Genomic DNA, 19,786 nt, shown 5'->3' on the forward strand with positions numbered 1-19,786 from the left:
AATTGGTGGATGACTTCCTTGCGACTCCTTTTTGCCGGTAGCCCCGAGGTAGCTGTTCCCAGTCTCGACGCGCTGCTGAACTCCGAGCACGAGGTAGCCGGAGTGCTCACGCGCACCGATTCGCCCCAGGGGCGACGCCGCGTGATGACCCCCACGCCGGTGGCGGCGCGCGCGCACGAGGCTGGGGTGAGCGTAATTCGCGCCAACCGGCTCGACGCGGCTGCGGCATCCGCCATTGACGATCTTCAGGTCGATCTCGGTGTGATCGTCGCTTACGGCGGGTTGGTACCCGCGAACGTTCTTACGATTCCTCGACTCGGCTGGATCAACCTGCATTTTTCACTGTTGCCGCAGTGGCGCGGTGCTGCCCCCGTGCAGCGCGCGATTATGGCGGGGGATACCGTGTCGGGCGCGACGGTGTTTCAACTCGTCGAGCAACTCGACGCGGGCGATGTCTTTGCCACGATGACCGAGCCGATCGGCGCGCAGCAAACGGCGGGCTCGCTGCTGCAGCAGTTGTCGCTGTCCGGTGCCGCGCTGCTTTCGGAGGTTGTTGACTCGCTTGCTGCCGGTACAGCTCATGCTGAACCGCAGGTTGGTGAGGTGACGTTGGCTCCGAAGCTCGCGCTCGACGACGGCCGCATCGACTGGACTGAGCCGGCGCAGTCAGTGCACAACCGCATTCGCGGCGTCACGCCCGAACCCGGTGCTTCTACGTCGATCGATGGCAGCCGTCTCAAGGTGCTCGAAGCGGCGATTGCGCGTGACACCCCGTCACTTTCTCCCGGCCACTTCGAATTTGCCGGTAAGAAAGTCTTGGTCGGCACGGCAACCGACCCTCTAGAACTTCTCCGGGTCCATCCCGAGGGACGTAAAGCAATGGATGCCGCAGCCTGGTGGCGCGGCCTGAATTCAGAATCAGAGGTGGTGGCTTCGTGAGCTACGCACAGTCAGCCCGTCGGGTCGCGCTCGACGTCATCATGGCGGTGCGCGAGTCGGATGCGTACGCCAACCTGCTCCTTCCCGTTCACCTCGAACGCGCCAAATTGTCGAGTGCCGATGCGGGGCTCGCGACCGAGCTCACGTACGGCACGCTGCGCATGCAGGGTTATTACGATGCAGTGATTGCACAAGCGGCCGGCCGCGCGGTGTCGAAGATCGATCCACCGGTGCTCGATGTTCTGCGTCTTGCGACCCATCAACTCCTGTCGATGCGGGTGCCGTCTCACGCGGCCGTCGATGAGTCGGTACGGCTGGCGAAAACCATCGGCTCTCGTTCGGCGGTCGGCTTTGTCAACGCGGTGTTGCGCGCGATCACGAAGCACGATGCCGAGACCTGGCGCGAGCGTGTGATTGGTGCTGCGGGCTCTGGCGAAGAAGCTCTCGCGCTGGCGTATTCGCATCCGCTGTGGGTCACACGGGCTTTCCGCCAGGTTCTCGTTGCCGAGGGGCGCGAAGCTGAATTGGAAGGCCTCTTGGCCGCTGACAACGTGCCCGCTCGGGTGTCGGTTGCGGCGTTGCCCGGTTTCTCGGATGCGGCCGACATCGACGTCACTCCGTCCGAGTACTCGCCGATCGGTGGCGCGCTCCGTGAAGGTGACCCGGCCAAGAACCCGGCGATCGCCTCCGGTCGCGCCCGCGTGCAAGACGAAGGCTCGCAGATCGCCGCGCTCGCTCTCAGCCGCGCGCGCCCCATCGAGGCGGGGGAGTCATGGCTCGACATGTGCGCTGGCCCCGGTGGCAAGGCCGCCTTGCTCGCTGCAGAAGCCCTGCAGGGTGGCGCGGCGCTTACCGCCAATGAACTTGTTCCGGCTCGAGCCAAGCTTGTCCGCAATGCTTTAGCCGTCTTCGACGCTCCGCCCGAGGTGTGGGAGAAGGATGGCGTAGACATTGGCGAAGAGTTCCCGAATCAGTTCGACCGCATCCTGCTCGACGCCCCCTGCACCGGTCTTGGTGCACTTCGCCGTCGCCCCGAGGCTCGCTGGCGCAAACAGCCCGGCGATGTTGCTCAGCTCGGCGCTATTCAGACGGCGCTGCTGAAGTCGGCGCTCAGTGCGTTGAAGCCGGGAGGCGTTTTGGCGTACGTCACGTGCTCGCCGCACGCCGCTGAGACTAAGGCGATCGTCGGGTCAGTGCTGCGTAAGGTCGAGGGAGTGACCAAAATGGACACCCCTGCGGTGGTGCAGAGCTTCTCCAAGGCAGAGCTTGACCTGCCCGAAGCAACCCACGTTCAGTTGTGGCCGCACCGTCACGGAACTGACGCCATGTTCATCCAACTGCTTGTCAAAGCTGACGCTTAGAGAGGTTTCGGTTATGTCTGTACGCATCAACCCCAGCATTTTGGCAGCGGATTTCGTCAATCTTGAACGCGATATCGCCAAGATTTCGAACGCTGACCTCGTCCATGTCGACATCATGGACAATCACTTTGTGCCGAACTTGACGTTCGGTCTTCAGATGACGGAGCGCATCCAGCAGGTCTCTACGATCCCGCTCGATGTGCACTTGATGATTACGGATCCTGACCGCTGGGCACCCGACTACGCCGACCTCGGCGCCTACGGCGTAACGTTCCATGCTGAGGCTGCAGCGGATGCCGTGGGCCTTGCCCGCACGCTGCGGGCGAAAGGCGCTCGTGCCGGCATCGCGGTCAAGCCCGGTACTCCGATCGAGCCGTATCTCGAACTGCTCGAGGAGTTCGACCAGGTTCTCGTGATGACCGTCGAGCCGGGGTTTGGCGGCCAGAGCTTCATGGAAGAGACAATGCCCAAGCTCACCCAGCTTCGTGAACTCGTCGACAAGCGCGGGCTCGATGTCTGGCTCCAAGTCGACGGTGGAGTCGACGAGCGCACGATCGAGATCGCGGCAGCGGCCGGGGCAGATACTTTTGTTGCTGGTTCTTCGGTGTACCGCGGCGACGACCCCTCACTGCGGGTGTCAGAGCTGCGCGAGAAGGCTAGCGCTCATCGTCACGCTCATTAACGTTCTGTAGAGGGCCACGTTCAGTTCAGGATGCGATCAAGCCGATAGCGCTCAGGTTCAGGGGCAAGCGCAGGCTAATACGTGTGCGCCTTGTTGCCCACAGCGAACACGGCCGCATTTCGCGGGGCGTTGAGCCGGGCATCCGAAGCCATCTGGTTGACTAGTCCAATGACTGATTCAGGAAAAACTAAGCCAGAGGTCGAGTTCTATGAGGGCCCTGCGCCCACTGAGCTCGTCATCATCGACATTGAAGAGGGAACCGGCGCGGAGGCCACTGCTGGTTCCACGGTTGACGTGCACTACTTGGGCGTCGACTTCGAGACTCTCGAAGAGTTCGACTCCTCATGGAGCCGCGGCGAGTCCATCAACTTCCCGCTCATGGCACTCATTAGTGGCTGGCAAGAGGGTATTCCCGGCATGAAGGTGGGCGGCCGTCGCCAGCTCATCTGCCCGCCGCACCTCGCATACGGTCCCGCCGGTGCTGGTCACCAGCTCTCCGGACGCACTTTGACCTTCGTGATCGACCTGCTCGGCACGAACTAGTCACACCTCGTTCAAGTCATGCGGCAAGGGACCGCCCTCCGGGGCGGTACCCTTGACGTGTGAAAGACTTCGACGCACTTTTTGCTGAACTAAGCCGCAAAGCGGTAGAACGTCCGGCCGACTCTGGTTCGGTTGCCCTATGGGATGCCGGAGTGCATTCGATCGGCAAGAAGATTGTGGAAGAGGCTGCCGAAGTATGGATGGCAGCTGAGTACCAGTCGGACGAAGAAACCGCAGACGAAATCTCCCAACTTATCTACCACCTTCAGGTTCTGATGGTTGCTAAAGGGCTCAGCCCGGAGGACGTGTGGCGACATCTTTGATGTGCCCACGACCACTTTTCGCACCAAATGACTGAGAGCTGACATGTTAAGAGTTGCAGTGCCCAACAAGGGTTCACTGAGTGAGATCGCTTCCGAAATGCTCTACGAAGCGGGCTACACGGGGCGACGCGATCCGCGCGCCTTGAACGTTCGCGATGACCGCAATGGCGTGGAGTTTTTCTACCTCCGCCCCCGCGACATCGCCACCTACGTGGGCTCGGGTGCCCTCGACGTAGGTATCACTGGTCGAGACCTTCTCTTGGACTCGGGATCACCGGCCGTGGAGATCGCGAGCCTTAACTTCGGTGACTCGACGTTCCGTTTCGCGGGGGAGCCTGGACGGTTCACCGAACTTTCCGACCTCAACGGAGTGCGGGTTGCCACAAGCTATGCCGGCCTCGTTGGAGCATTCCTTGAGCGTCACGGCGTCACGGCAGAGCTCGTGAGCCTCGACGGCGCCGTGGAATCCGCGATCCGACTCGGAGTGGCGGATGCTGTGGCCGACGTTGTGTCGACCGGTTCCACGCTTCGCGCCCAGGGCCTCGAAATCTTCGGCCCCGTTATTCTCGACTCGACGGCTGTGCTGATCAGCTCGGGCACGGATGTCGAGGGCAGCGCTACGCTGCAGCGTCGCTTGCAGGGCGTTCTTGTCGCTCGCCAGTACGTTCTCATCGATTACGACGTACCTGTCGCGCTTCTCGAAGCGGCGACGAAGGTCACCCCGGGCATCGAAAGCCCCACCGTTTCTCCGTTACAAGACCCTGCTTGGGTTGCTGTGCGTTCAATGGTTCGCCGGGTTGACACCAACCAGGTTATGGATGAACTGCACGCTGTCGGCGCTCGGGCCATTCTGGTCAGCGCGATTCACGCAGCGAGGATCTAGTTATGACGGTCGCTGTACGGGTCATTCCGTGTCTCGATGTTGCCGACGGCCGCGTAGTTAAGGGCGTCAACTTCAAAGATCTTCGCGATGCTGGAGATCCCGTGTCGCTTGCGCGTCTGTACTACGAGCAGGGGGCCGACGAGGTTACCTTCCTCGATGTGACGGCAACGGTCGAAGGCCGCGCCACGATGTACGAGGTAGTGCGTTCCGCAGCCGAGCAGATCTTTATTCCGCTCACCGTCGGTGGCGGAGTTCGCCAGCCTGACGACGTGTCGAAGCTGTTGGCTCACGGCGCCGACAAGGTAGGCGTCAACAGCGCCGCTCTGGCGCGCCCCCAACTGATTGATGACATTGCTCACCGTTTCGGTGCTCAGGTTCTCGTGCTCAGCCTCGACATTAAGCGTCGCGGAGACGGCTGGATTGTCACGACCCACGGTGGCCGCACCGAAACGGATCGCGACGCGCTCGAATGGGCGCGTGAGGCCATGGAGCGTGGCGCCGGAGAGTTGCTCGTCAACTCCATCGATGCCGACGGTACGAAAGAGGGCTTCGACCTCGAACTCGTCTCGGCGATCAGCGAATTCGCCACTGTGCCGGTTATCGCCAGTGGTGGAGCCGGCAAGGTCGAGCATTTCGCTCCCGCCATCGATGCTGGCGCGGATGCCGTGCTCGCCGCATCCGTCTTCCACAGCCGTCAGTTGACGGTTGGCGATGTCAAGGCTTCACTCAACAGTCATGGATTGGTTACACGATGAGCGATGAACTCACTCTCGAGACCGTGAACGACGTGCTGGAGCGCGCTCAGTTCGCTGCCGACGGCTTGCTGCCGGCAATCATCCAGCAGTGGGACACCAAAGAGGTGCTCATGTTGGGCTACATGAACGCCGAAGCACTCACGCGAACCCTCACTGAGGGGCGCGTGACGTTCTACAGCCGCAGCCGTCAGGAACTCTGGCGCAAGGGCGACACGAGCGGGCACCGCCAGTACGTGCGCACTGCGGCCCTGGACTGCGACCGTGATGCGTTGCTCGTGGGCGTTGAGCAAATCGGCCCTGCGTGCCACACCGGCACTCACTCCTGTTTCGAAGTAGATCCGCTCGTTCCCCGTCAAGGATTCTCTGATGAATAGCACCACCACTCGCGAAGAGTTCGATCAGCTCGTCGCTGCCGGCCACCGAGTCGTTCCGGTCATCCGCCAACTCTTCGCTGATGGTGAGACTCCGGTCGGGGTTTACCGCAAGTTGGCGAAAGCAAATCCGGGCACTTTCTTGCTCGAGTCGGCAGGTCAGGGCGGCATTTGGGCACGCTTCTCGTTCGTCGGCGTCGCGAGCTTTGGTGTGCTCACGCAGCACGAGCATGGCGTTGAGTGGATCGACTACGGGATGCCGCGAGAGCGCATTCTGGGCGACGACTGCCCGACGGCTCCGCTGGAAGCACTCGCGCATCTCAACGAGCGCTGGAAGACTCCGCGCGTTGAGGGTCACCCTCCGTTGACCGGCGGTCTTGTCGGCTTTGTCGGCTGGGAAGCCGTTCGAGAGCTCGAAAACCTTCCGGATGCCCCTCCCGCTGATTTCGAGGTCCCGAGCCAAGCGCTTAGTTTTGTATCCGATCTCGTGGTTCTCGACCACCGTTTCGGCACAGTTTTGCTGATTTCGACCGCCCTCAACGATGCTCACCAGTCTGCCGACGACATGTGGACCGAAACGCAATTGCGTCTCGACTCCCTCCAAGCGGGCCTAGCTCAGCCGACGGAAGCTTTCTTGGCGGATGTCGACATCGAGATCGAGCCGCAACCTGCCCCGCGCACCACTCCTGCCGAGTACGCAACCGCCATCGAGAAGTCCAAAGAATTTATTCGTGATGGCGATGTCTTCCAGGTCGTGATCTCTCAACGTTTCGACCACGAGGTCTCGGCGACTCCGCTTGACGTGTACCGCGTATTGCGCACTTTGAACCCGTCGCCGTACATGTATCTGCTCTCGCTCGTCGATGTGGATGGGCGACCGTACTCCATCGTGGGCGCGAGCCCCGAGGCGCTCGTGAAGGTCAGCCAAAAGCGAGTGCACATGCATCCGATCGCGGGTTCGCGTCCGCGGGGCAGTGACACCGAACGCGACCTTGAACTTGCGGAGGAATTGCTCGCTGATACCAAGGAACGAGCCGAGCACCTGATGCTTGTCGACCTTGCTCGTAACGACCTCCTGAAGGTCTGCACTCCCGGCACGGTCGCGGTTACGGAATTCATGCAGGTCGAGCGCTTCAGCCACATCATGCACCTCGTTTCGTCCGTAGAAGGCGATCTGCGCCCTGAAGCAACCGCGGTCGATGTATTTCGCGCAACGTTCCCCGCCGGCACGCTCTCGGGTGCCCCGAAGCCTCGCGCTCTAGAGATCATTGACGAGCTCGAACCCGCTCAGCGCGGTGTGTACGGGGGAGTCGTGGGTTACTTCGACTTCGCCGGTGACGCTGACCTGGCGATTGCTATCCGCACGGTCACGATTGTTGACGGTATGGCTCGGGTGCAGGCTGGTGCCGGGCTCGTTGCGGATTCAGATCCCGCCGCAGAGCACCAAGAAGCGCAGAATAAGGCTGCAGCGCCGTTGCGTGCTGTTGCAGTCGCTAATGCGATGACACAGTTGAGCTCATGAACGGTAAGCGGTCTCGAACAGTAGTTCTCGCGGGGCTCGTACTTCTCGCCGCTCTGGTGATGCTCACGTGGACCCAGCGGTGGTTCACAATCACGCTCCCGGATGACGTCACGGTCGAGGTGCTCGGCAGCGATGCGGCCGGTGCGCTGGCTGCGCTCGCACTTTCCGTGTTCGCGCTGGTTGCCGCTCTCAGCATCGCGTCGGTGCTTGTGCGACGGATTCTCGGTGTCGTGGCGGCGGCGGTAGGCGTGGCAATTGTCGTCGTGAGCCAGACGACCATCGCCGACCCCGCTTTATCGTCGTCCGAACTGGTAACGCAGTCCACGGGCATCAGCGGCATTGATTCCGTACGGGCGCTCATCGTCGCGGTTGAGGGCAGCATGTGGTCGTACACCGCGCTCGTGGCAGGGGCGCTAATCGTCCTCGTGGGGTTGCTTGCGACGATCTCCGCTCACCGGTGGCCGACTGCCACGAAAAAGTACGAGCGAGCAACCGCCATCGTCGCGGATGATCCCGCCTCGCAGTGGGACGCGCAAAGTCGTGGAATCGACCCGACAGAGCGCTAATTGGCAACGCCGAGCGGCTTACTCCCGCTACAATTTAGGATCAGCAAAGAATGGAGCCTGATGAGTACTGATAATGACCCCGGCCACGGAAACTCCCCGGCGGCATGGACCGCTGTAGTGATCATGTTGGTCGCGTTCACGATCGGAACGCTCGCTTTCTGGTTCAACATCGCGTGGCTTGTCTTCGCGTCGGCCGGACTGGTTGTCGTTGGGCTGATCGTCGGCCAGGTGCTCAAGCGCCTCGGCTATGGTGTGGGTGGCGACAAGCTCACCCCCAAGACGCACAGCTAGAGTGCTCTCCGATTTAGTTGACGGCGCTCTCGAAGACGCCGCCGTCCGTCGTGAGTCTGTCAGTCTCGCCGCTGTAGAGCGCGCTGCGGCTGACGCTGCTCCGGCGCTGGATGCTCTTGAAGCGCTGTCTCCTCGCGAGCGTGTGCATATCATCGCTGAAATCAAGCGATCGAGTCCGTCTCGCGGTGCCCTCGCGGAGATCACTGATCCTGCGTCGCTCGCCACCTCGTATCAAACCGGGGGCGCGAGCGCGATTAGCGTGCTCACCGAACAGCGCCGCTTCGGCGGTTCGCTCGATGACCTCATGACGGTGAAGTCTGTAGTGCGGCTTCCCGTGTTGCGTAAGGACTTCATCGCCGAGCCTTATCAAGTGTTTGAGGCTCGTGCCGCCGGTGCTGACCTCGTTCTTTTGATCGTTGCGGCGCTGGATCAACCCACATTGACCACGCTCTACAACCTCATCGTGCAGCTCGGTATGACTCCGCTGGTGGAAACACACTCAGCAGAGGAAGTTTCTCGAGCCCTCGACGTGGGAGCGAGCCTCGTGGGAGTCAACGCTCGCAACTTGAGCACGTTTGAACTTGACCAAAATCTGTTCGGCGAACTCGCTGACCAGATTCCTAGCGGAGTCATCCGCATCGCAGAGTCGGCAGTGAAAACCGCCGCAGACGTTGCGCATTACCGCAACGCGGGAGCGGATGTCGTTCTCGTGGGCGAAGCTCTCGTCACGGGCGACCCGATCGCCACTTTGCAAGACTTTTTGGACTGCTAATGCTGAAAGATGAACTGGGCCCCTACTTCGGTGAGTTCGGCGGGCGATTCGTTCCAGAATCGCTCATTGCTGCGCTCGATGAGTTGGATGCCGCTTACAACGAAGCCAAGAACGATCCGGAGTTTGCTGCTGAGCTTGCTGAGCTCCACGCGAGTTACACGGGCCGTCCTTCGATCATCACTGAGGTACCGCGTTTTGCGGAACACGCCGGTGGCGCTCGGATCATCCTCAAGCGTGAAGATCTCAACCACACGGGTTCGCACAAGATCAATAACGTTCTCGGCCAGGCGCTGCTCGCCCGCCGATTGGGTAAGACACGTCTGATTGCGGAGACCGGCGCCGGACAACACGGTGTAGCCACGGCCACTGCAGCTGCCCTCTTCGGAATGTCGTGCGTCGTGTACATGGGCGAGGTCGACACTGAGCGCCAAGCGCTCAACGTTGCGCGCATGCGCCTCCTCGGGGCAGAAGTCATCCCCGTTACGGCAGGCTCGCGCACGCTGAAGGACGCGATCAACGAGGGACTGCGCGACTGGGTCGCCAACGTTGAAGACAGCCACTACCTCATGGGCACCGTTGCCGGCCCTCATCCTTTCCCCGTCATGGTGCGCGACTTCCACCGTGTCATCGGTGATGAGGCGCGCAAACAAGTTCTCGAACTCACCGGAGCACTACCAACCGCAGTCGCCGCGTGCGTGGGTGGCGGTAGCAACGCGATGGGAATCTTCCACGCCTTCCTCGACGACACCGACGTGGCCCTCTACGGCTATGAAGCAGCCGGGGAAGGGCACTTGACCGAGCGTCACGCTGCCACGCTTACCAAGGGACGCCCCGGCGTTCTGCACGGTGCTCGCAGCTACATGCTGCAGGACGACGAAGGTCAGACCGTTGAATCGCATTCGATCTCGGCAGGGCTCGACTACCCCGGAGTGGGCCCCGAACACTCTTGGCTCAAGGACATCGGCCGCGCCAACTACGAACCGATCACCGATGCCGAAGCGATGGAGGCTCTGCGACTGTTGAGCCGCACCGAGGGAATCATCCCCGCTATTGAGTCTGCGCACGCCTTGGCCGGAGCGATCAAGCTCGGCAAGCAGTTGGGCCCAGAATCGGTCATCCTCGTGAACCTCAGCGGTCGCGGAGACAAAGACATGGAAACAGCGGCCGAGTATTTTGAACTGATTGATTCAGCCGAAGCCAACAAGGCAGGGGAGTAGCCGTGAGCGCAGTAGAAGCGGCGATTGCTCGCGCCAACGCGGAACGTGGCGGAGCCCTCATCGGTTACTTGCCCGTCGGTTTTCCGACCGTTGCCGAGAGTATCGAGGCGGCAGTCGCAATGGCGGAGAACGGCGTCGATGTTATTGAACTCGGCCTGCCGTACTCTGACCCGGTTATGGACGGTCCCGCAATCCAGAAGGCAACGCAGACCGCGCTGTCGAACGGTTTTCGCCTTCAAGACGGCTTCGATGCGGTTCGCGAGATTACCTCTCGAGTTTCGGCGCCGGTTGTTCTGATGAGCTACTGGAACCCGATCATGCAGTACGGCGTTGATCGTTTCGCCGATGAGCTCAAGGCTGCCGGCGGGTCCGGAATCATTACTCCTGACCTCGTGAGCGACGAAGCGGTTGACTGGATCGCTGCATCCGAGCGAACAGGTCTCGACCGAGTGTTCCTCGCGGCTCCGTCGTCGAGCGACGCGCGCCTCGTTCGTGCGGTCGAAGCGAGCACCGGGTTTGTGTACGCCGTCTCCACGATGGGAATTACGGGCGCACGTTCCGACGTCGACGCTGCAGCCAAGACTCTCGTGGCACGTCTGCGTGAAGCTGGCTCCACCAGCGCCTGCGTTGGTCTAGGTATCTCTACTGCCGAACAGGTCCGTGAGGTCCTCACCTACGCCGACGGTGCGATTGTCGGTTCAGTGTTCGTCAGTGCTTTGTCGACCGGTGGGGTGGATGCTGTCGCGAAGACTGCAGCGTCACTCGCGACCGGTACTCTTGCTTAGTCGCAGTCCAGAAAGGTGACCTCCTTGTCATTAGTGCCCCTCAGTATCCCGAGCCCACCTGACTCGTGGTCGACGCTTGTTACGATCCCGTTCGATCAGTGGTTCAGTGCTGTCGGCCTCGACTTCGGTCAAGCAGTCCAGATTCACACGTACGCGATTTGCATCCTGCTGGGAATCATCGCGGCGACGATGCTCACCGAACGTCGCCTCACACGTCACGGCGCCGAACCCGGAATCGTCATTGACATCATCATCTGGGCGGTGCCGCTCGGTCTCGTCGGTGCCCGCCTGTACCACGTCGCGACTCACCCCGGCGATTACTTCTACGACGGGGCAGACCCGTGGGAGATCATCCGCATCTGGAACGGTGGCAACGCCATCTTCGGGTCGCTCATCGGTGGCGCTGTTGGTGCCTACATCGGAGCCCGCATCACGGGGATCCGTTTCTGGAGCTTTGCGGATGCTCTGGCTCCCGCCATGCTTTTGGCTCAGGCCATTGGTCGCCTCGGTAACTACTTCAACCAGGAGCTCTTCGGGCAGCCGACGGCATTGCCGTGGGGCCTGCAGATCGATGCCGGCAACTCCGCTATTCCGGTGGGGCTTCCCGCCGACACGCTGTTCCACCCGACGTTCCTCTACGAAATGATCTGGAATGTCGTGGGCATCGTGTTCCTGCTCACCATGGAGCGCCAGTACGGCTTCGTCAAGAAGCACGTTCTCGGTCTTAACCTTCCCGTCTTCGCGCCCACCGGTCCGGTCCGTTTGCAGTGGGGCAAGGTCTGGGCGCTGTACATGATGTGGTACGGAATCGGCCGAGTGTGGTTTGAGTCGATTCGCATCGACCCCAGCGAAGTGATTCTCGGGCTGCGCGTGAATGTCTGGGGCGCCCTGTTGACTGTTGCTCTCGGTATCGTGCTCTTCATCATCCAGTCACGTCGACACGTAGGCGCCGAAAAGACGGCCTACGTTGACGGACACACGTGGTCTGCCGATGGTGTTGTAAACTCCGAAGATCGTTATTCCGAGCATGACATTGTCGTCAACGCTGTCGAGGAGTCCGCTCCTGTCGTAGCTTCGAAATAGTCCGCCACAAGCGGTCGCACACCCTCAGGCCCGAATCAGGCCCTGAAAATTGTCTCTGGGCCATAGAAGTCCCTCTCCGCACCAGTAATACGTGAGGACGGTACGGCATGGCTGTTACCCCACCCTTTGAACGCTTTGGATCGATCCCTGCAGCACAGGGGATGTACGACCCAACAAACGAGAAAGATGCCTGCGGGCTCGCCATGGTGGCGACGCTGCGTGGCACGCCCGGGCACGACATTATTGCGACCGCCCTCGAGGCGCTGCGTAATCTCGAACACCGTGGCGCAGTCGGTTCCGACGCCGGTACCGGTGACGGTGCTGGCATCATGCTCCAAATTCCGGATGCGTTTTTCCGCGACGTCGTAGAGTTCGAGCTGCCTACCGAGGGTCGCTACGCCGCCGGCATCGCGTTCTTGCCCCTCGACAGCGCAGCGCGCGCCGAGGTGAAAGAGGGCATCGAGAAGCTCGCTGAAGAAGAGGACCTCACCGTTCTCGGCTGGCGCGACGTTCCGATCCAGCCGGGAGAGCTTGGCTCGCTGGCTCGCGGCGCTATGCCCGCGTTCGAACAACTCTTCCTGCAGTCGAAGCGAGTCGATCTCAAGGGAACGCTTCGCGGCATTCACCTTGATCGCCAGACGTATCGCCTGCGTAAGCGCGCCGAGCGCGAGCTTCACGTGTACTTCCCGTCGTTGTCGTGTCGCACGATCACCTATAAGGGAATGGTTACGACGCTTCAGCTCGAGCCGTTCTACCCTGACCTGTCAGACGAGCGCTTCGCGTCCAAGCTCGCGCTTGTTCACTCGCGCTATTCCACAAACACGTTCCCGTCCTGGCCGCTTGCGCAGCCGTTCCGCATGGTCGCTCACAACGGCGAGATCAACACCGTGCAGGGAAACCGCAACTGGATGCGCGCCCGTCAGTCTCAGCTCGAGTCCGCGGTCTTTGGTGACATCAAGGACATCCTTCCGGTCAACACTCCGGGTGCCAGCGACTCGGCTTCGTTCGATGAGGTTGTCGAACTGCTCAACTTGGCTGGTCGTTCATTGCCGCACGCCATGATGATGATGGTTCCCGAAGCGTACGAAAACCAGACCGATACCGATCCGCGTCGTCGTGCCTTCTACGAGTACCACTCGATGCTCATGGAACCGTGGGATGGTCCTGCCGCCCTTGTCTTCACCGACGGCTCTCTCGTGGGTGCCACTCTCGACCGCAACGGACTTCGCCCCGGACGTTACTTGGTGACGGATGACGGTCTCGTTGTTCTCGCGAGCGAGATCGGCGTCTTCGACGTCGAACCGACGAAGGTTGTTCGTAAGGGACGTCTCCGCCCCGGCAAGATGTTCCTCGTTGACACGGCCGCTGGTCGCCTGATCGAAGATGACGAAATCAAGGCAGAGCTCGCTGCATCGCAGCCCTGGGCTGAGTGGCTCGAGAGCGGTCGAATTGCCCTCGAAGAGCTTCCTGAGCGCGAGCACATCGTGCACACACCCGCGTCGGTCACTCGTCGTCAGCGCACCTTCGGTTACACCGAGGAAGAAGTGCGCATCCTCATCGAGCCCATGTCGCGGCTCGGCGCCGAGCCGTTGGGTGCCATGGGGTCGGATACTCCGATTGCCGTGCTCTCACAGCGCCCACGGCTGCTCTTCGACTACTTCACTCAGCAGTTCGCGCAGGTCACAAACCCGCCGCTCGACTCCATTCGAGAGGCTGTCGTTACCTCCATGGCGCTGGGCATCGGTCCGCAGCGCAATCTGCTGAACGCAACGCCGGAACACGCCAAGCAAGTCGCGCTGCCGTTCCCCGTGATCGACAACGACGAGCTCGCCAAGATCCAGCACATCGAACCGCACCCCGGAAGTCGTCTTTCGACGACGATCAAGGGGCTGTACCGCGTTGATGCTGGCCCCTCCGCAATGGAATCCCGGCTCGCCGAGATGTGCGCCGAAGCCGATGCTGCTATTGCCGCCGGCGCAGAGTTCATCGTTCTCTCTGACCGTGACTCGAACAAGGACCTTGCTCCTATTCCGTCCTTGCTCATGCTCGCTACCGTGCACCACCACCTCATTCGTCAGCAAGAGCGGATGAAGGTAGGCATGATCGTCGAGGCTGGTGACGTTCGGGAAGTTCACCACGTCGCACTGCTCGTCGGTTATGGTGCTTCCGCCATCAACCCCTACCTCGCTATGGAGTCCGCGGAAGAACTCGTCCGCAATGGCACCATCACCGGACTCACGCCTGAGAAGGCTGTTCGCAACCTCATCACTGCGCTCGGTAAGGGCGTACTCAAGATCATGTCCAAGATGGGCATCTCAGTGGTGAGCTCCTATGCGGGTGCCCAAGCTTTCGAAGCTGTCGGCCTCTCGCAGGCGTTCGTTGACCAGTACTTCACCGGCACCAAGAGCATCCTTGGCGGTATCGGGCTCGATGTCATCGCTCGTGAAAATGCAGAGCGTCACATTGCTGCGTACCCCGAAGACCGGGCGCCTACGGTCCACGAGCGCCTGAACACGGGTGGCGAGTACCAATGGCGCCGTGAAGGTCCGCCGCATCTCTTCAACCCCGAAACAGTGTTCAAGCTGCAGCACGCTACGCGTAACCGGCGTTACGACATCTTCCGGGAGTACACCTCCAAGGTTGATGAGCAGGCCGAAAACTTGATGACTTTGCGTGGCCTCTTTAAGTTCAAGAAGGATGAGCGTACGCCTATCTCGATTGACGAGGTCGAGCCAGTATCGAGCATCGTCAAGCGCTTCAGCACGGGGGCGATGAGCTACGGCTCCATCAGTAAGGAAGCCCACGAGACCCTGGCTATCGCGATGAACCAACTCGGTGCGCGTTCCAACACGGGTGAGGGTGGCGAAGACGTCGACCGTCTTCTCGACCCGACCCGTCGCAGTGCCATCAAGCAGGTAGCTTCTGGCCGCTTCGGCGTCACGAGCATGTACTTGACGCACGCCGATGACATCCAAATCAAGATGGCTCAGGGAGCAAAACCCGGTGAAGGTGGGCAACTACCTGCTGGCAAGGTGTACCCGTGGATCGCTCGAACGCGCCACGGTACTCCCGGTGTCGGCCTGATTTCGCCGCCGCCTCACCACGACATTTACTCGATCGAAGACCTCAAGCAATTGATCTTCGATCTCAAGCGCTCGAATCCCTCGGCGCGCGTCCACGTCAAGCTCGTAAGCCAGAAGGGCATTGGCGCGGTTGCTGCCGGCGTCACGAAGGCTAAGGCGGATGTTGTCTTGGTCTCCGGTCACGATGGCGGTACCGGCGCGAGCCCACTGAACTCGCTCAAGCACGCGGGCACGCCCTGGGAGATCGGTTTGGCTGAGACCCAGCAGACGCTCATGCTCAACGGCATGCGCGACCGCGTCGTGGTTCAGGTAGACGGCCAAATGAAGACTGGTCGCGATGTCATCATCGGCGCGCTTTTGGGCGCTGAAGAGTATGGCTTCGCTACGGCCCCTCTCGTTGTGTCGGGTTGTATCCTGATGCGCGTCTGTCACCTCGACACGTGCCCCGTTGGCGTCGCGACTCAGAATCCCGAGTTGCGGGAGCGCTTCACCGGCAAGCCTGAATTCGTCGTGAACTTCTTCGAGTTCTTGGCTCAAGAAGTGCGCGAATACCTTGCAGAGCTTGGCTTCCGCACGCTTGAAGAAGCGATCGGCCACAGCGAACTGCTGGATGTGGACCGTGCCGTTTCGCACTGGAAGACTGACGGCCTCGACTTGTCGCCGGTATTCGACGGTCCCGAGTTCAGTGACTCTGAGCCTCGTACGCATGCCGCCGAGCAGGATCACGAACTCGCTGAGCACTTCGACCAACAGCTCATTCAGTTGAGCAAGGCCGCTTTAGAGAACAAGGAGCCGGTCGAGATTGATCTGGCTGTTCGCAACACCGATCGAGCGGTCGGAACGATGCTGGGTCACGAAGTAACTCGCCGCCATGGCGAGCACGGATTGCCCGCGGATACGATCTCGATCACACTGCACGGTTCTGCCGGTCAGTCCCTGGCCGCGTTCGTCCCCGCCGGCATCTCGATCAAGCTCTATGGTGACAGCAACGACTACGTCGGTAAGGGATTGTCGGGCGGCTCGGTTGTCGTGCGCCCTGACCTCACCAGCGTGTTCGCTGCGGAGAAGAACGTCATCGCCGGAAACGTCATCGGTTACGGTGCCACCAGCGGAAGCATCTTCATCCGCGGCAAAGTCGGTGAGCGCTTCATGGTGCGAAACTCAGGCGCTACCGCAGTTGCCGAAGGCGTCGGCGACCACGCGCTCGAGTACATGACGGGCGGGCTGGTGCTGATCCTTGGTGTCACTGGCCGCAACCTAGGTGCGGGAATGTCAGGCGGTACCGCTTACATCCACCAGCTTCGCGAGGAACGTGTCAACGGTGACTCCCTGAGTTCAGGGGAGCTCATGTTGAGCGGCCTCGGCAGCGCCGATATTGAAATCGTCAAGGATCTCCTCGAACGTCATCTCGAAGAGACCGGGTCAGTAGTTGCCGAAAGCATGCTGGCCGATATGGATGCCACGGCAGCCCAATTCACGAAGGTTACGCCTCGTGATTACGCGGCCGTCATTCAGACTCGAGAGACTGCATTAGCCGAGGGACTCGACCCCGACGGGGACGTTACCTGGGCACGAATTAGGGAGGTTACCGGTGGCTGATCCCAAGGGATTCCTCAAGGTTCAAGAGCGCGAGCTTCCGAAGCGGCGCCCCGTCAGTCTCCGACTGATGGATTACAAAGAGGTCTATGAGCAGCAAGAGTCGGGGCAGTTGGCTCGGCAGGCTGGTCGTTGTATGGACTGTGGCGTGCCGTTCTGTCATCAGGGGTGCCCGCTTGGCAACCTGATTCCGGAGTGGAACGACCTCATGCGCCGCGGCGAAAGCGCCGAAGCAATCGAGCGTCTCCATGCCACTAACAACTTCCCGGAGTTCACGGGACGTTTGTGCCCGGCACCATGCGAGAGCTCGTGCGTGCTGGGAATCAACCAGCCGGCAGTCACGATCAAGCAAATCGAAGTCTCGATCATCGATCAGGCCTTCGCCGACGGTAACGTCACGCCCCACCCGCCCGGACGCTTGACGGGCAAGACCGTTGCCGTTGTCGGCTCGGGCCCCGCGGGGCTCGCTGCCGCTCAACAGCTCACTCGCGCCGGCCACACCGTCGCTGTTTTCGAGCGCGAAGACCGTATCGGCGGATTGCTGCGCTACGGAATTCCAGACTTCAAGATGGAGAAGCGCCACATCGAGTCGCGCCTCGCTCAAATGCAGGCAGAGGGAACGCGTTTCCGCGCCGGCGTCAACATCGGAGTCGACATCTCGTGGAGCGATCTCCGCTCACGTTATGACGCTGTCGTGGTTGCTACCGGCGCAACCGTGCCCCGCGATCTGCCGATTCCGGGACGTAACGCCCTTGGCGTCCACTTCGCCATGGAATACCTCGTTCAGTCCAACCGCGCAGTCGCGGGCGACTCCGTGAGCGAACAGGTAACGGCTGAGGGCAAGCACGTCGTTGTTCTTGGTGGTGGAGACACGGGGGCTGACTGCATCGGCACCGCTCACCGTCAGGGTGCGCTCTCTGTCACGAACCTTGCGATTGGTGTTCAGCCTCCGAGCGAGCGCCCCGAACACCAGCCCTGGCCGCTCACGCCGACGCTTTTCGAGGTCTCAAGCGCCCACGAAGAGGGTGGCGAACGCCAGTACTTGGCGTCCACCGTTGAGTTCTTGACGAACTCGGTTGGCGAAGTGCGCGCTATTCGTGTTGCCGAAACTGAGTTCGTTGACGGTCGTCGTGTACCAAAGGTAGGCACCGAGCGCGAGATCCCTGCGGATCTCGTTCTGCTGGCTCTCGGGTTCACCGGGCCCGAAACTGACACTCTCGACAAGCAGCTTCCGCTCGAGGCTGACAACCGTGGCAACCTCACCCGCGACGACAACTACGAAAGTGGAACGCCCGGCGTTTACGTCGTAGGAGATGCCGGGCGTGGCCAGTCGCTGATTGTATGGGCGATCGCTGAAGGTCGGGCTGCGGCATCCGCCGTTGATCGCTACCTTGAGGGGGAGACGCAATTGCCGTTCCCCGTTCGCCCGAATGATCGCGGTATGACGCTCTAAGAGTTCCACCACCACTACCACCACCACTAACCCGTCAAAGGAAGATATGAGACGCGCTAAAATCGTCGCGACACTCGGCCCGGCTACGTCGAGCTACGAGAACATCAGGGCAATCATCGATGCAGGTGTCGATGTTGCCCGTATGAACCTCAGCCATGGAAGCTACGCCGTCCACGAAGAGGTGTACGCGAACGTTCGTCGCGCCGCTCAGGATGCCGGCAAGCCGGTAGCGGTGATGGTTGACCTTCAGGGCCCCAAGATTCGTCTCGGCAAGTTCGAAGACGGCCCGTACGACCTCGCGGTTGGCGACATCTTCAAGATCACTATCGAAGACATCGTGGGTAACCGTGAAATCTGCGGCACGACGTTCAAGGGACTGCCCCAAGACGTCGCCCCCGGCGACTTCCTGCTGATCGATGACGGCAAGGTCAAGGTCAAGGTTGTTTCGGCGACTGACACCGTCGTTACGACTGAGGTCGTCGTTGCTGGCGCAGTGTCGAACAACAAGGGAATCAACCTTCCCGGTGTGGCCGTCAACGTTCCTGCTCTGTCGGAAAAGGACGAAGACGACCTTCGTTGGGGTCTCAAGCTCGGCGCTGACCTCATCGCACTCTCGTTCGTTCGCAACGCGGAAGACATCGTCCGCGTCCACGAGATCATGGATGAAGAAGGTCGCCGCGTTCCCGTCATCGCCAAGATCGAAAAGCCGCAGGCTGTCGATCACCTCGAGGCCATTGTGGATGCGTTTGACGCGATCATGGTTGCTCGCGGTGACCTTGGTGTTGAGCTTCCGCTCGAGGCAGTGCCGATCGTTCAGAAGCGCACCGTTGAGCTCGCTCGTCGCATGGCGAAACCCGTTATCGTCGCGACGCAGATGCTTGAGTCGATGATTTCGAGCCCCGTGCCCACTCGTGCCGAGACGTCTGACGTTGCTAACGCCATCCTCGATGGTGCTGACGCCGTCATGCTCAGCGGCGAGACCAGCGTGGGGGAGTACCCCGTCATCACCGTGCAGACCATGGCGAAGATTGTGGAGTCCACCGAGGAGCACGGCCTCGACCGCATCGCGGAGCTCGGCACCAAGCCGAAGACGCAGGGTGGTGCCATCACGTTGGCCGCTGCAGATGTCGCGTCGTTCGTTGAAGCGAAGTTCGTCTGTGTCTTCACCGAATCAGGTGACTCGGCTCGTCGTATGTCGCGTTTGCGCTTCCGCATCCCGATGAAGGCGTTCACTCCGAGCCCGGAGATTCAGCGCCGCATGTCGCTGATCTGGGGTATCGAATCGTTCACTGTCGACCGTGTTACTCACACCGATGAGATGTACCGCCAGGTTGATGAGATTCTTCTCGGACAGGAACTCGCAGAGGTCGGCGACAAGGTCGTCGTGATCTCGGGATCCCCTCCCGGAATCTCCGGCTCCACCAACGACTTGCGCGTGCACGTCATTGGCGATGCCGTCAACGCCAAGGCACCGGCTTGGGCCACAAAGTAGCGTCACGACGCTTCTGAGGCCCCTCTGCGGTACGAACTTTCGAGTTCGTGCCGCAGAGTTCGTTAACGA

General features: G+C 61.1%; 18 protein-coding genes. All 18 read left to right on the plus strand.

Going from position 1 to position 19,786, the window contains the following annotated elements; all coding sequences use genetic code 11:
* The first annotated feature begins 18 nt into the window (after positions 1-18).
* The 18 genes from fmt (at position 19) to pyk (ending at position 19,717) form a co-directional block, all read left to right on the plus strand.
* On the plus strand, positions 19-939 hold the full coding sequence (gene fmt, locus CLV85_RS07640; protein WP_100389302.1) for a methionyl-tRNA formyltransferase: 921 nt from the start codon (positions 19-21) through the stop codon (positions 937-939).
* Positions 936-2,300, plus strand: coding sequence for an RsmB/NOP family class I SAM-dependent RNA methyltransferase (locus CLV85_RS07645; protein WP_100388943.1), 1,365 nt, complete (start codon positions 936-938; stop codon positions 2,298-2,300). Before fmt ends, CLV85_RS07645 begins: the two co-directional genes overlap by 4 nt.
* Positions 2,301-2,313: 13 nt before the next feature.
* Complete coding sequence (gene rpe, locus CLV85_RS07650; protein ID WP_100388944.1) at positions 2,314-2,982, plus strand: ribulose-phosphate 3-epimerase; 669 nt, start codon at positions 2,314-2,316, stop codon at positions 2,980-2,982.
* Between the two features lie 168 nt (positions 2,983-3,150).
* A complete protein-coding gene (locus tag CLV85_RS07655) occupies positions 3,151-3,525 on the plus strand; it encodes an FKBP-type peptidyl-prolyl cis-trans isomerase (RefSeq protein WP_100388945.1) in 375 nt (124 codons plus the stop codon).
* A 59-nt stretch (positions 3,526-3,584) separates the two neighbouring features.
* Positions 3,585-3,848, plus strand: coding sequence for a phosphoribosyl-ATP diphosphatase (locus CLV85_RS07660; RefSeq protein WP_100388946.1), 264 nt, complete (start codon positions 3,585-3,587; stop codon positions 3,846-3,848).
* A gap of 43 nt (positions 3,849-3,891) precedes the next feature.
* Positions 3,892-4,731, plus strand: coding sequence for an ATP phosphoribosyltransferase (gene hisG, locus CLV85_RS07665; RefSeq protein WP_100388947.1), 840 nt, complete (start codon positions 3,892-3,894; stop codon positions 4,729-4,731).
* 2 nt (positions 4,732-4,733) lie between these two features.
* On the plus strand, positions 4,734-5,486 hold the full coding sequence (gene hisF / locus CLV85_RS07670; RefSeq protein ID WP_100388948.1) for an imidazole glycerol phosphate synthase subunit HisF: 753 nt from the start codon (positions 4,734-4,736) through the stop codon (positions 5,484-5,486).
* Positions 5,483-5,860 carry a phosphoribosyl-AMP cyclohydrolase gene (hisI, locus tag CLV85_RS07675; RefSeq protein WP_100388949.1) on the plus strand — a complete coding sequence of 126 codons (378 nt, stop codon included), beginning with the start codon at positions 5,483-5,485 and terminating at the stop codon, positions 5,858-5,860. Before hisF ends, hisI begins: the two co-directional genes overlap by 4 nt.
* Positions 5,853-7,379 carry an anthranilate synthase component I gene (locus CLV85_RS07680; protein ID WP_100388950.1) on the plus strand — a complete coding sequence of 509 codons (1,527 nt, stop codon included), beginning with the start codon at positions 5,853-5,855 and terminating at the stop codon, positions 7,377-7,379. Before hisI ends, CLV85_RS07680 begins: the two co-directional genes overlap by 8 nt.
* Complete coding sequence (locus CLV85_RS07685; protein WP_100388951.1) at positions 7,376-7,945, plus strand: Trp biosynthesis-associated membrane protein; 570 nt, start codon at positions 7,376-7,378, stop codon at positions 7,943-7,945. The genes CLV85_RS07680 and CLV85_RS07685 overlap by 4 nt, the downstream gene beginning before the upstream one ends.
* A gap of 60 nt (positions 7,946-8,005) precedes the next feature.
* Complete coding sequence (locus CLV85_RS07690; RefSeq protein ID WP_100388952.1) at positions 8,006-8,236, plus strand: DUF6704 family protein; 231 nt, start codon at positions 8,006-8,008, stop codon at positions 8,234-8,236.
* Position 8,237: 1 nt separating this feature from the next.
* Positions 8,238-9,008 (plus strand): indole-3-glycerol phosphate synthase TrpC, encoded by a 771-nt coding sequence (gene trpC, locus CLV85_RS07695; RefSeq protein ID WP_100388953.1) that lies wholly within the window; start codon positions 8,238-8,240, stop codon positions 9,006-9,008.
* Positions 9,008-10,225 (plus strand): tryptophan synthase subunit beta, encoded by a 1,218-nt coding sequence (gene trpB / locus CLV85_RS07700; RefSeq protein ID WP_100388954.1) that lies wholly within the window; start codon positions 9,008-9,010, stop codon positions 10,223-10,225. The genes trpC and trpB overlap by 1 nt, the downstream gene beginning before the upstream one ends.
* Positions 10,226-10,227: 2 nt before the next feature.
* Positions 10,228-11,010 (plus strand): tryptophan synthase subunit alpha, encoded by a 783-nt coding sequence (gene trpA / locus CLV85_RS07705; RefSeq protein ID WP_100388955.1) that lies wholly within the window; start codon positions 10,228-10,230, stop codon positions 11,008-11,010.
* A gap of 24 nt (positions 11,011-11,034) precedes the next feature.
* On the plus strand, positions 11,035-12,093 hold the full coding sequence (gene lgt, locus CLV85_RS07710; protein WP_373296749.1) for a prolipoprotein diacylglyceryl transferase: 1,059 nt from the start codon (positions 11,035-11,037) through the stop codon (positions 12,091-12,093).
* Between the two features lie 107 nt (positions 12,094-12,200).
* Entirely contained in the window at positions 12,201-16,775 is a 4,575-nt protein-coding gene (gene gltB, locus CLV85_RS07715; RefSeq protein ID WP_100388956.1) for a glutamate synthase large subunit, read from the plus strand.
* Positions 16,768-18,225 (plus strand): glutamate synthase subunit beta, encoded by a 1,458-nt coding sequence (locus CLV85_RS07720; protein ID WP_100388957.1) that lies wholly within the window; start codon positions 16,768-16,770, stop codon positions 18,223-18,225. The genes gltB and CLV85_RS07720 overlap by 8 nt, the downstream gene beginning before the upstream one ends.
* Before the next feature lie 46 nt (positions 18,226-18,271).
* Positions 18,272-19,717, plus strand: a complete 1,446-nt coding sequence (pyk, locus tag CLV85_RS07725) for a pyruvate kinase (protein WP_100388958.1) — start codon at positions 18,272-18,274, stop codon at positions 19,715-19,717.
* The last annotated feature ends 69 nt before the right edge of the window (positions 19,718-19,786 follow it).

This window comes from Salinibacterium amurskyense (assembly GCF_002797685.1).
GTDB classification, from domain to species: domain Bacteria; phylum Actinomycetota; class Actinomycetes; order Actinomycetales; family Microbacteriaceae; genus Rhodoglobus; species Rhodoglobus amurskyensis.